The organism is uncultured Brevundimonas sp. (assembly GCF_963977465.1).
In the GTDB taxonomy this organism is placed as follows: domain Bacteria; phylum Pseudomonadota; class Alphaproteobacteria; order Caulobacterales; family Caulobacteraceae; genus Brevundimonas.
This window is the reverse complement of record NZ_CAXBOQ010000007.1, coordinates 49,389-61,536: the sequence shown is the minus strand read 5'-3', so window position 1 is coordinate 61,536 and position 12,148 is coordinate 49,389. Positions and strand designations below refer to the sequence as shown.

11 protein-coding genes are annotated in these 12,148 nt (G+C 67.7%); 9 read left to right on the top strand and 2 right to left on the bottom strand.

Annotation, left to right across the window (positions count from 1 at the left end; genetic code table 11):
• Positions 1-165 precede the first annotated feature (165 nt).
• Positions 166-948, top strand: coding sequence for a TIGR00730 family Rossman fold protein (locus tag AAC067_RS14410; protein ID WP_339933546.1), 783 nt, complete (start codon positions 166-168; stop codon positions 946-948).
• A gap of 30 nt (positions 949-978) precedes the next feature.
• Here AAC067_RS14410 and putA read toward each other — a convergent pair whose 3' ends face one another.
• Positions 979-4,134, bottom strand: coding sequence for a bifunctional proline dehydrogenase/L-glutamate gamma-semialdehyde dehydrogenase PutA (putA, locus tag AAC067_RS14405; protein WP_339933545.1), 3,156 nt, complete (start codon positions 4,132-4,134; stop codon positions 979-981).
• A gap of 175 nt (positions 4,135-4,309) precedes the next feature.
• On the opposite strand from putA, the gene AAC067_RS14400 reads away from it, so the two are divergent.
• From AAC067_RS14400 to AAC067_RS14365, 8 genes are all read left to right on the top strand, one after another.
• Complete coding sequence (locus AAC067_RS14400) at positions 4,310-4,717, top strand: acyl-CoA thioesterase (protein WP_339933544.1); 408 nt, start codon at positions 4,310-4,312, stop codon at positions 4,715-4,717.
• A gap of 66 nt (positions 4,718-4,783) precedes the next feature.
• A complete protein-coding gene (gene def / locus AAC067_RS14395) occupies positions 4,784-5,362 on the top strand; it encodes a peptide deformylase (protein ID WP_339933543.1) in 579 nt (192 codons plus the stop codon).
• Positions 5,362-5,586 (top strand): hypothetical protein, encoded by a 225-nt coding sequence (locus tag AAC067_RS14390; RefSeq protein WP_339933542.1) that lies wholly within the window; start codon positions 5,362-5,364, stop codon positions 5,584-5,586. The genes def and AAC067_RS14390 overlap by 1 nt, the downstream gene beginning before the upstream one ends.
• Positions 5,587-5,613: 27 nt before the next feature.
• Complete coding sequence (fmt, locus tag AAC067_RS14385) at positions 5,614-6,552, top strand: methionyl-tRNA formyltransferase (protein WP_339933541.1); 939 nt, start codon at positions 5,614-5,616, stop codon at positions 6,550-6,552.
• A 10-nt stretch (positions 6,553-6,562) separates the two neighbouring features.
• Entirely contained in the window at positions 6,563-7,327 is a 765-nt protein-coding gene (gene truA / locus AAC067_RS14380; RefSeq protein WP_339933540.1) for a tRNA pseudouridine(38-40) synthase TruA, read from the top strand.
• A 33-nt stretch (positions 7,328-7,360) separates the two neighbouring features.
• On the top strand, positions 7,361-9,022 hold the full coding sequence (locus tag AAC067_RS14375) for a thiamine pyrophosphate-binding protein (protein ID WP_339933539.1): 1,662 nt from the start codon (positions 7,361-7,363) through the stop codon (positions 9,020-9,022).
• 8 nt (positions 9,023-9,030) lie between these two features.
• On the top strand, positions 9,031-9,486 hold the full coding sequence (locus tag AAC067_RS14370; protein WP_339933538.1) for a hypothetical protein: 456 nt from the start codon (positions 9,031-9,033) through the stop codon (positions 9,484-9,486).
• A 66-nt stretch (positions 9,487-9,552) separates the two neighbouring features.
• Positions 9,553-11,397 carry a DUF885 domain-containing protein gene (locus AAC067_RS14365; protein WP_339933537.1) on the top strand — a complete coding sequence of 615 codons (1,845 nt, stop codon included), beginning with the start codon at positions 9,553-9,555 and terminating at the stop codon, positions 11,395-11,397.
• Positions 11,398-11,438: 41 nt separating this feature from the next.
• On the opposite strand, the gene AAC067_RS14360 is transcribed toward AAC067_RS14365, so the two are convergent.
• Complete coding sequence (locus AAC067_RS14360; RefSeq protein WP_339933536.1) at positions 11,439-12,107, bottom strand: hypothetical protein; 669 nt, start codon at positions 12,105-12,107, stop codon at positions 11,439-11,441.
• Between the last annotated feature and the right edge of the window lie 41 nt (positions 12,108-12,148).

Here is a 12,148-nt window from a genome sequence, read left to right as displayed (position 1 = left end):
CTCAGATTTCGCTCCAGCTTGAATTGGGGCCATTTTCTGGATTCAGGTCGATTCGACCTGAAACAAAAATGGTCTGGCGGTCGGTCCGCTGGGTGGCGCGACCGACGCTGATATGGATCGAGGCTGTCGAGGCCCTTGTCTCTGTTGCCATCCGGAAACCGTCCCATGACCGACAACCCGTCCAACACCGCCCAGCAGGCGTCGCCCTCCTACCGGCTTCCGGCGCTGGATACGGATTTCCTGCTCAGTGACCCGATGCGCGCGGTCCGGTTCCAGCTGGAGTTCGCCAAGGCCGATCTGGCGCTGCGGGCCTGGGGCGTGCGCTCGACCGTGGTGGTGTTCGGCAGCGCCCGGGTGCGCGAGGATGGGTCGCCCGATCACGCCCGCTGGTATACCGAGGCGCGCCGCTTCGGCACCCTGGCCTCGCAGCGTGGGGGCGCCCTGTGCGACGGCGGTGAGGTGCGCGACAACGTTATCGCCACGGGCGGCGGCCCGGGGATCATGGAGGCCGCAAACCGGGGTGCATCCGAGGCGGGGGCCCCGTCGATCGGCTTCAACATCACCCTGCCGCACGAGCAGGAACCCAACGCCTGGTCGACGCCGGACCTGACCTTCCGTTTCCACTATTTCGCGATGCGCAAGATGCATCTGGCCATGCGGGCCAAGGCGCTGGTGGTGTTTCCGGGCGGCTTTGGCACGCTCGATGAACTGTTCGAGATTCTCACCCTGAGGCAGACGGACAAATCGCCGCCGATCCCGGTGGTGATGGTCGACGAAGCCCACTGGCGGTCCGTCATCGACTTCGAAATGTTGCTTGCCAAGGGTCTGATCGGGAAGTCGGACCTGAAGCTGTTCTGCATGGCCGATACCGCCGAAGAGGCGTGGCGGTGTCTGCTGGATTGCGGTCTTGAGCTGCACCCCTCGCCGACCCGGGCCCCGACGCCCTGAGAACGGGCGTCGGGCCCAACTGGCGGTTGCCTAGAGGTTGAGCAGGGCCGGATCGCCGCCCTGGGCCGCGATATTGACGCTGATCGCCTGTTCCGAGGCGTAGCGGATCAGGCTGTTGGGTCCGCCGGCCTTGGGGCCGGTGCCCGACAGGCCCTCGCCGCCGAACGGCTGGACCCCGACCACGGCCCCGGTGATGCTGCGGTTCACATAGACATTGCCCGCCGGTACCAGCCGGACCACATCATCGGCAAAGGCCTCGATGCGGCTGTGCACGCCCAGCGTAAGGCCGAAGCCACGCCCGGCCAGCTTGCCCGCGACCGTCACCAGATCCTCGGGATCGTAACGATAGATGTGCAGGATCGGGCCGAACACCTCGGCCTCGAGGAAGTCGGGTGTCGGGATCTCGGCGATGGTCGGGGCGAAATATTCGCCGGTGCCGTGGCCGCAGTTGGCGCTTTCGGCGAACCCGGCCCGGGCCAGCACCTTGGCTTCCTTTTCCAGCCGCACCAGATGGGCCTCCAGCATCTCGCGCGATTCGGCGTCGATGACCGGGCCGATGTCGGTGGCCGGGTCGGCCGGGTCGCCGACCACCAGGGTCGCCAGCGCGCCCTTCAGCCCCTCGATCAGTCCCTTGGCCGAGTCCTTGGGCACATAGAGGATGCGCAGGGCGGAACAGCGCTGACCGGCGCTGCCGAAGGCCGAGTTGATCACATCGTCCAGCACCTGTTCGCGCAGGGCGGTGGTGTCGACGAACATCGCGTTCAAGCCGCCGGTTTCGGCGATGAAGGGGATGATGGCCCCGGGCCGGTTGGCCAGGGCGATGTTGATGGCGCGGGCGGTGTTGGTGCCGCCGGTAAAGGCGATCCCGTCGATGCCCGGATGGTTGACCAGCGCCGCGCCAACGGTCTCGCCACGACCCGGGACCAAGGCGATCAGCTCGGGCTGCAGCCCGGCCTTGAGGAACAGGCGCACGGCCTCGGCAGCGACCAGCGGCGTCTGCTCGGCCGGCTTGGCCAGCACCGCATTGCCGGCCGCCAGGGCGGCGGCGATCTGGCCGGTGAAGATGGCCAGCGGGAAATTCCACGGGCTGATGCAGGCGAACACGCCGCGCCCGTGCAGCATCAGCTGGTTGGTCTCGCCGACCGGCCCGGTCAGGACGTCAGGTCCGGCGAACTGGGTCTCGGCCAGCATGGCGTAATAGCGGCAGAAGTCAGCGGCCTCGCGCACCTCGGCGACGCCGTCGTTCAGCGTCTTCCCGGCCTCGCGCGACAGCAGGGCGACGAACCGGTCCATGTCGGCCTCGAGAGCGTCGGCCATGTTGCGCAGCACGATGGCCCGCGCCGCCCCGCCGGCCCGGTCCCAGACGATATGGGCGCGCGCGCCCAGTTCGATGGCCTGGTGGATCTCGGTGTCGGTGGCCTCGGACACATAGCCGAGCACGCTGTTGCAGTCCGATGGGCTGATCACGTCGGTCGGATTTTCACCGGCGCGCAACACGCCGCTGATGATCGGGCCGGAGTTGAGCTTCTCGCGGTCGATCAGCTCCAGGGCCACGGCGTGGCGTTCGCGTTCGTCGACCTGGGAATAGTCGCGGCCGAGGGAGTTCAGACGATTTCCGTACATATGCTGGGGGACCGGAATTTTGGGGTGAGGACCGGGCTGGGCTTCCAGCTCGGCAACGGGATCGAAGGCGACGTGAGTGGCCGGCACCCGCTCGTCGAGCAGGGCGTGTACGAACGAGGAGTTGGCGCCGTTCTCGAGCAGACGCCGCACCAGATAGGGCAGCAGCTCCTCATGACCGCCGACCGGCGCATAGGCGCGGATCGACATGTCCTCGACCTCCCAGACCGCCTCGGCCGCGTCGTACAGGGGCTCGCCCATGCCGTGCAGCCGCTGGAATTCGATCTTGACGTCGGCGGCCTTGGCCATCCGGTGGATGGCCGCCAGCGACACGGCGTTGTGGGTGGCGAACTGGCCGTACAGGTGTGGTGCGGCGTCGATCAGCGCCCGCGCGCAGACCAGATAGTTGACGTCGGTAGCGACCTTGGTCGTGAACACCGGATAGTCGGGGCGACCGGCGATCTGGGCCCGTTTGATCTCGGTATCCCAATAGGCCCCCTTGACCAGCCGGACCATGATCCGGCGACCCGATTGCCTGGCCAGGGCGGTGACCCGGGCGATGACCTCGGGCGCGCGCTTCTGATAGGCCTGCACGGCCAGACCCAGGCCCTTCCACTCACCCAGCTCGGGGTCGTTGGCCAGCCGGTCCAGCAGCTTCAGCGACAGGGCCAGCCGGTCGGCTTCCTCGGCGTCCATGCAGAAATTGATGTCGTATTTGGCCGCGATCAGGGCCAGCCGCTTCACCCGCGGATACAGCTCGTCCCAGACCCGGGTTTCCTGGGTCGCCTCATAGCGTGGGCACAGGGCCGACAGTTTGACCGACACGCCGTGGCCGGTCTGCGGTCCGCGCATGCTGTCGGTATCGCGTCGCACCTGGCCGACGGCCTCAATGGCGTCAGAATATACCTTCTCATAGCGAACCGCGTCCTCGCTGGTGCGGGCCCCTTCGCCCAGCATGTCGAAACTGCACAGCCAGCCTTCGCGGGCCGAGCGCTTCAGCGCGCCCTTGATGGTGCGGCCGACGACGAACTGCTCGCCCATCATCCGCACTGCCGCGGCCACGGCCTGGCGGATCACCGGCTCGCCGATCCGGCCCGCCACCCGGCGCAGGAAGCTGGGCAGGTCGCGCTTGGCGTCCTCGTCGACCTCGACCAGCTTGCCGGTCAGCATCAACCCCCAGGTCGAGGCGTTGACGAACAGGCTTTCGGACTGGCCCAGATGCTTGGTCCAGTCGGCCGAGCGAATCTTCTCCGAGATCAGCCGGTCGCGTGTCTCCTCGTCGGGAATGCGCAGCAGGGCCTCGGCCATACACATCAGGGCCAGACCCTCGCGGGTGCCCAGCGAGAACTCCTGCAGGAAGCTTTCGATCACGCCCTGGCGCTGGTTGTCCTTGCGAGCCCGCTCGACCAGTTCGACGGCCTCGGCCGCCACCGATTCGCGCTCGGCTGGCGTCAGCGGCACCTGGGCCAGCAATTCGGCCACGACCTCATGCTCGTCACGGAACTTGCCGCGATCAATCTCGTCCCAATGGGCGAGGCTCGAGGGCAAAAACGCGGCAGCCGTCATGCAAACAGAATCCAGTTTTCGGGGCCAGGTCGGTGGACCCTGCCGGTTATGAGGGGCCTATTGAGCCCGTATGGCAAAATTCGTTCAGTCCCGGCTACCATCTTCCAACGGGCGGGACAAAGCCCCTTCCACGACCTAATGAAGCGGACCCCAAATCACACAGAGTCGTGACGTCATGACCGATCCCGTCGCCGCCCAGTTCCGCCCCGAAGGCCAGCCGGTCGGCCGTGTCATCGCCATGCCCGCCGACACCAATCCCGAAGGCGACATCTTCGGCGGCTGGCTGCTGGCCCATATGGATCTGTGTGGCGCGACGCCGGCGTTCGAACGGGCCCAGGGCCGCTGTGCCACCATCGCCGTCGATGGCATGGTCTTTCTGCAGCCGGTTTCGGTCGGCGACGAGGTCAGCATCTATGCCCGGGTGGTCCACACCGGCCGCACCTCGGTCCGGGTCAAGGTCGAGGCGTGGAAACGCACCCGGGGCCAGCATCTGGCCGAGTCGGTTCGCGTCACCGACGGGGTCTTCACCTATGTGGCCATCGGGGCGGACCGCAAACCCCGACTTCTCCCGGCCGAGAGCTGACGCGCGGACTTCGGCCGACAGGCGTGAAATCTTGACCTTTGGCCCCGCGCCACCTACCTGCAGACCATGGCCATTCGTCGCATCCTGACCGTCGATAACGCTGCCGATACGGCAGTGCTCAAGCAGATCTCCGCCCCTGTGGTCGAGGTCGACGATGATGTGCGCGCGCTGATGGATGACATGCTCGAGACCATGTACGCCGCGCCCGGCATCGGCCTGGCCGCCGTCCAGGTCGGCGACGTCCGTCGCGTCATCGTCATGGACCTGAACGACCGGGTGCTGGACGGCGAGGACGTCGCCCCCGAGCCGGTTGAGGGCGAGGCCGAGGATCAGTCGCGTCGCAACCCGCGCTATTTCGTCAATCCCGAGATCCTGTGGGCCTCGGACGAGATTTATGCCTACGAAGAGGGTTGCCTGTCGGTGCCCGAATATTTCGACGAGGTCGAACGCCCCGGCAAGGTGCGGCTCCGCTACCTCGACTATAACGGCAAGACCGTCGAGGAAGAGGTCGAGGGCCTCTACGCCGTCTGTATCCAGCACGAAATGGATCACCTCGAAGGTGTGCTGTTCATCGATCACCTGTCGCGCCTGAAGCGCGAACGGGCCGTGGCCAAGGTCAAGAAACTGGCCCGGATGGCCGCCTGATGGCCCGGCGCGGCGGAAAATCCCGGATCATTGATCCCGCCGGGCGCCGGCGTCTGACCCGGTCCGAGAAGGTCGGCATCGGTAGTGTCGTGACCCTCGTCGGGGTCGGGGTGCTGGGTATGGTCGCCGGCCTGCTGCTGGACCGGATGCTCAATTTCGACTCTGCCCTGGACGTCGGTGGCGAGTGGGATGAGGGCGGCGGCGTCGACACACGCTGGCAGTAGGCCGCAACCCCGGCTAAAGGGCGGGTCATGCGCCTCGCCTTCATGGGTACCCCCGAATTCGCCGTGCCGTCCCTGGCCGAGATCATTGCCTCCGGCCATGAGGTCGTGGGCGTCTGGTCACAGCCGCCCCGTCCCCGGGGTCGCGGTCAGAAATTGACCCCGTCGCCGGTCCAGGCCTTTGCCGAGATCATGGGCCTGCCGGTGTTCACCCCGGAGTCGATGAAGTCGCCCGAAGCGATCGCCGCCTTCCAGGCCCTCGACCTCGATGCCGCCTGCGTCGTCGCCTATGGCCAGATCCTCAAACCTGAAGTGCTCGACGCCCCGCGGTTGGGCTGTTTCAACCTGCACGGCTCCCTGCTGCCGCGCTGGCGCGGGGCCGCCCCGGTCCAGCGCGCCATCATGGCCGGTGACGTCGAGACCGGCGTGCAGATCATGCGCATGTCCGAAGGTCTCGACGAGGGCGACATCCTGTTGTCCGAGACCCTGGCCATCCGGTCCGACGATACCGCCGCCACCCTGTCCGAGCGTATGGCCACGGTCGGGGCCGGCCTGTGGCCGCGCGCCTTGGGGGCCATCGATCGCGGCGGGGTCACCACGCCCCAGTCCGGCGAACCGACCTATGCGAAGAAGATCACACCCGCCGAGGCCCGGATCGACTGGTCGCGCCCGGCCGCCGCCGTCGACGCCCACATCCGCGGCCTGTCACCCTTTCCCGGGGCCTGGTTCCTCGCCCCCGGTCCTGACGGGCCGGTGCGGGTCAAGGTGCTGATGTCGGCCCCGGCGACCGGGGAGGGGACGCCCGGTACCGTGATCGACGACGGCCTGACCGTGGCCTGTGCCGACGGCGCGGTCCGACTGCTGCGGGTTCAGCGCGAGGGCAGGGCGGCCCAGGCCCCCGACGAATTCCTGCGTGGCTTCGCCCTGCCGGCCGGCAGCGTGCTGTCGCCCTCGGACAGCGAGCGCTAGGGAAGCCAGAATGCCCCGCTACCGGCTAACCATCGAATATGACGGCCGCGCCTATCACGGCTTTCAGGCCCAGGACGGCCTGCCGACGGTCCAGGGGGCGATCGAAGCGGCGATCACCGGCTTCAGCGGTCAGACGGTGCGCATCGCCGCCGCCGGCCGCACCGACACCGGCGTCCACGCCACCGGCCAGACTGTTCACCTCGACCTCGACAAGGCCTGGGCCGCGGGCACGGTGATGAATGCTCTCAACGCATGGCTGGTGCGCGAGGCGGTGGCGGTGCTGGACTGTGTGGTGGTTGCCGACGACTGGCACGCGCGTTTCTCGGCCACCGGCCGCCGCTATCTGTTCCGCCTGCTCAACCGCCCGGCCCCGCCGGTGCTCGACGCGGGTCGGGTCTGGCATGTGAAAAAGCCGCTGGACGCCGACCGGATGCAGGCGGCGGCCCTGACCCTGATCGGGTTGCACGACTTCACCACCTTTCGCGATATCGGCTGTCAGGCCAAATCCCCGCTGCGCACCCTCGATGTCGCCCGGGTCAACCGGGTCGGGGATGAGGTGCGTCTGGAGTTCGCGGCCCGCAGCTTCCTGCACAGCCAGGTCCGCTCGATGACCGGCACCCTGGTCCAGGTCGGGCTCGGCCGCTGGAGCGTCGAGGACGTCTCCGCCGCCCTGGCCGCCCGCGACCGCGCCGCCTGCGGCCCGGTCGCCCCGCCCGACGGTCTCTATCTGACCGGGGTCGCCTATGATCCGATGGATCCGGTCTCCGCCGCATAGCCAGGCACGGGGTCGATCTGCTAGCAGCGGCCTATGACCCAAGCGCCCAACACCGCCGCCCGCCGTCTGGTTGAAACCCTCGTGATGAACGGGATCGACCGCGTCTTCTGTGTGCCCGGCGAAAGCTATCTGGCCGTGCTCGACGCCCTCGCCGACGTCCGCGACAAAATTCAGGTCATCGCCTGCCGTCATGAAGCGGGCGCTGCCAACATGGCTGAGGCCTGGGGCAAGCTGACCGGCAAGCCGGGCGTCTGCATGGTCACTCGCGGGCCGGGCGCGGCCCACGCCTCGATCGGCGTCCATACCGCCCATCAGGACTCGACTCCGATGATCCTGTTCGTCGGCCAGATCGCCCTGACCGACCGCGGCCGCGGGGCCTTCCAGGAGGTCGATTATCGCGAAGTGTTCGGCGGCCTGGCCAAATGGGCCACCGAGATCGAGAGTCCGCAGCGCACGGTCGAGATCGTCGAACGCGCCTTCGCCACCGCCCTGCAGGGCCGGATGGGGCCGGTGGTCATCGCCCTGCCCGAAGACCTGCTGCACGAGGACGGCGGCCCGGCACCGATCCGGCCGGTGGTTCCGGCCCGCGCCGGGCTCGACCCCGCCTTCGCCGATCAGGTTCGCGCCCGTCTGGCCGCCGCCGAACGGCCGCTGCTGGTGCTGGGTGGCTCCGGCTGGAGCGAGGCGGCCACGACGGCGATCGGCGACTGGGCCGAGAAGATCGGCCTGCCGGTCAGCCTGTCGTTCCGGCGCAAGGACCTGCTGTCCAACGACCGTCCGAACTACGCCGGCGATCTCGGTCTCGGCTGCAACCCGGCCCTGACGGCCCGGGCCAAGGGGGCCGACCTGATCCTCGCCATCGGGGCCCGTCTCGGCGAAAATCCGACCCAGGGCTACACCCTGTTCACCCGGGAACAGACCGCCGAACGCCTGATCCACATCCATCCTGGTGCCGAGGAACTGGGCCGGGTCTGGACGCCGTCGCTCAGCGCCACCGCTGATAACGCCTTGGCCGCCCTGGCGTTGTCGTCGATCGATCCCGGTCGCGCCTGGCATGACCAGTCCGCCGCTGCCCACGCTGACTATCAGGCCTTCTCGACCCCCGTATCTGTCACCGGCGCGGTCAACATGAGCGAATGCATGGCCCATCTCGGCGAGGTGCTGCCGCCGACCGCCATCGTCACCAACGGCGCGGGCAATTTCGCCGCCTGGCTGCATCGCTTCTATCGCCACCGCGCCTGCCGCACCCAGCTGTCCCCGACCTCGGGCGCGATGGGCTACGGCTATCCCGCCGCCATCGCCGCCAAATCGGTCCACCCCGACCGCGACGTGATCTGCATCGCTGGTGACGGCGACTACCTGATGACCGGCCAGGAACTGGCGACGGCGGTCCAGTACGGCATCAATGTCGTCGTCGTGGTCGTCGACAACGGCACCTACGGCACCATCCGCATGCATCAGGAGATGCACTACTCGGGCGCCGACCGGGTCATCGCCACCGATCTGAAGAACCCCGATTTCGTCAAATATGCCGAGGCCTTCGGAGCCTTCGGCATCCGCTGTGAGACCACCGCCGACTTCCCCGCCGCGCTACAGGCCGCACGGAACGCCGGCCGTCCCGCCCTCGTTCACCTGATCACCTCGGCCGAAGATATCGCGCCCAACCGCACCATCACCGGCATGCGCTCAAAATAGGAGCCGCCATGCACGTCCTGCCCGTTCTGCTCGCCTCGACCGCCCTGCTGGCCGCCTGCGCCACGCCCATGGAGCCCGGCCCCGGCGGCCCGCCCATGGCCGACAATGGCGACGACTGCGCCGTCATCGCTGCGGTCGCCCGCGAACACTACAAGTTCAACACCACTGACGCCCTGCCGCCGCCGCTGTGGCTGGATGATGACGGAACCGGCTGGGCTCTGCGCTGCGACTGGGGTCGCTACGGCCTGCGCTTCCCGGAAACCCACGACCCCGCCCGCAGCCCGGCCTCGAGTCAGCCGCTGCGTTGGGTCCAGTTCAAACAGCCGCGCTATGACAGTCAGGGGGCACTGGTCGACAGCGCCATCATGCACGGCCCGCTCGCCGGCAACGGCATCCAGTGCCGCGTCCGCTCCGGATTCGCCGGCTGGACGGTCAGCGACTGCCGCATCACCTGGGTCAACTAGTCCCGGTTGGGGGTTGCGCCGACCCGGGTGAGCAGGGATGGTCGCGGCTGCTTTTTAGGGGGTCCCATGCGCCGCATCCTGATTTCATCCGCTTCTGTCCTGCTTCTGGCCGCCTGTGCCGGTACGTCTGGTCCGGTCGCGCCGTCCGGCATTCCGGTCGCCGCCATTCCGGCACAGAGTGAGGACGCCCGGCTGGACGCTTTCTTTGATCAGGCCTTCCGCGAACAGATCGCCCTCAGCCCCCAGTCGATGACCGCTCTCGGCATCAAGACCGACTACGACCGGCTGAACGACTACACATCCGCTGCCGACGCGCGCCAGCTGGCCTTGTCCGAAGCCCAGCTGGCGCGGATGAAGGCCGGTTTCCGCTTCGACGCCCTGAGTCCCCAGAGCCAGCTCTCGTGGAAGCTGTTCGAGGAAAGCGTCGAGCGTCAGGTGTCCGGCGCGCGCTGGCGCGACCACGACTATATCTTCGCCGCCAACGGTAATCCGGCGACCAGCCTTCCGGTGTTCCTGATCAACAGCCACCGGATCGACAGTCCTGATGACGCCCGCGCCTATATCGCGCGTCTGGTCGAGGTCGAACGGGTGCTGGGCGAGATTTCGGCCGATGTGGAGCATCGCGCCGCCGAGGGCTTCGTCTCCCCGGCCTTCGTCTTTCCCATCACCCTGACCGACACCCGCAATGTCATCTCCGGGGCCCCTTTCGACAGCGGTTCTGACAATCCGGTCTGGGCCGATTTCCAGAAGAAGGTCGCGGCCCTCGATACCAGCGACACGGAAAAGGCCACGCTGCTGGCCGCCGGTCGTGACGCCCTGACCGGCCCGTTCAAGCGCGGCTATGACGGCATCCTGGCCACGATCGAACGCGTCCAGCCGCTGGCCACCTCCAACGACGGCGTGTGGCGGCTGCCCGACGGCGACGCCTACTATGCCGAGCGGGTGCGGCAATCCACGACCACAGACCTGACCCCCGACCAGATCCACCAGATCGGCCTGTCCGAGGTGGCGCGCATCCAGGCCGAGATGGAGACCATCAAGGGCCGCGTCGGCTTCACCGGCTCGCTCCAGGACTTCTTCGCCCACATCAAGAGCGATCCGCGCTTCCAGTATCCGAACACGGCCGAGGGCCGGGAGGCCTATCTGGTCGACGCCCGTGCCGCCGTCGCCGACGCCATGCGGGTCGCGCCGCAATGGTTCCACACCCTGCCGCGCGCGGCCCTTGAAGTGCGCGCGGTCGAGGCCTGGCGTCAGGAGACTGCCTCGGTCGCCTTCTACAACCGGCCGGCACCGGACGGCTCGCGCCCCGGAATCTACTACGTCAATCTGGCCGACATGACCCAGGTGCTGAAGCCCCAGGTCGAGGCCATCAGCTATCACGAGGGTGCGCCGGGTCACCATTTCCAGATCGCCTATGCCCAGGAGATCGAAGGCCTGCCGCGCTTCCGCCGCTTCGGCGGCTACGGGGCCTTTTCCGAGGGCTGGGGCCTGTATTCCGAGCTGCTGGGCAAGGAGATGGGCTTCTATCAGGATCCCTATGCCGACTTCGGCCGCCTCTCGCTGGAAATTTGGCGGGCCGCGCGCCTGGTCACTGATACCGGCCTGCACTCCAAACGCTGGAGTCGCGAACAGGCGATCGCCTATTTCCAGCAGAACACGCTCGTGTCCGAACGCGACATCGTCAAGGAGGTCGAGCGCTACATTACCAACCCCGGCCAGGCGACCAGCTACAAGATCGGTCAGCTGAAGATTCTCGAACTGCGCGCCCGCGCCCGTCAGGCGCTGGGCGACCGGTTCGACATCCGTGACTTCCACGCCGTGGTGCTGGGCGGCGGCGGCGTGCCGCTGGACGTGCTGGAAACCCAGGTCGACGCCTGGATCGCAGCAGGCGGCGGCCGTCCGGTGCGCTGATTACGGCCCTTGTCCTGAAGCCGTGCGGTGTCCTGCCGTATTCAGGACGGTGACGGGCAGGATCGCGGCGGTGACGGCGGGGAGAAGGGCTCAAGTTCTCTGACGATCATCATCGCGGATCTCTCGGGCACCGTCTCCGGATCGACCGCCTTGAAGGCCGCGCGGTTGTCGGCGAACAGTTGCTCACGCCGGGCCCGGGTCAGGGTGTCGATGTTCGCTTCGTTCCAGCGCTGCCCCGTGTCGTCTTCAAGCGCCAGGGTGAAGCGGCCGCCGGCGGCCATGGCGTCCAAAAGGCCTGGCGTGGCCACGGCCCCGGGGCCTCTGGCTCCTGTGGACCCACTGGACCAGTCATGAGACCGGTCGGGTCCCGCCGGGACGTTCGTGCGAAAGCCACGCCAGACCTGGCCGGCGGGACCGATCAACACGGACTGAACCCAGCTGTCGCGGTTCCGGCAATAGGCCCCGAGCTTGACTGTCCATCCTACCGAGCGTGGTGCGCCGAGTTCGGTACCCTCGCTGTCGAAAAAAACACCCAGCGAGAAGAGCGAATCCTGTGTGTCGGCCCCCGCTTTCAAGACCGAATCGCCCATCCGGGGCGGCTTCCCCGGATCCCGCAGGATTTCGAGCGGCATCGTCGCCTGATGGACCGAAGGTGCGGTAGCGCAGGCGGACAGGGCCAGCAGAACGAACGGGAGCAACAGGGTGCGCATGGAGTCTCCTGGAGTCGGAGAGTCGATTTGAGGGTCCGGGC